At 49.0% G+C, this 210-nt stretch carries 1 protein-coding gene; it reads left to right on the top strand.

Translation table 11 applies throughout. The features are described from left to right. A partial coding sequence (locus CH42_RS17270) for a hypothetical protein (RefSeq protein WP_204374507.1) occupies positions 1–202 on the top strand: 202 nt, incomplete at its 5' end. Between the last annotated feature and the right edge of the window lie 8 nt (positions 203–210).

Here is a 210-nt window from a genome sequence, read left to right as displayed (position 1 = left end):
TGCGATCATCGAGAGTGGAAGAAAAGAAGAGGAAGAAAGTGAGTGGGAGAAGGAAGGAGAGGAAGAGAGGAAAGAGGGAGGAGGAAAGAGAGAAATGTCGAGGGCGCTGCGAGAGGCAGCCGAAATAGAGGACGGGGGAGTAATGAGAAAAGAAGAGGAAGAGGAAAGAAGAGAAGAAAGGAAGTTAGGAGGAGAGAAGTAAGGCAGCAT

The organism is Leucobacter musarum subsp. musarum, assembly GCF_001273845.1.
GTDB classification, from domain to species: domain Bacteria; phylum Actinomycetota; class Actinomycetes; order Actinomycetales; family Microbacteriaceae; genus Leucobacter; species Leucobacter musarum.
The sequence above is the reverse complement of the archived record's forward strand: the minus strand, read 5'-3'. Positions and strand labels throughout refer to the sequence as shown.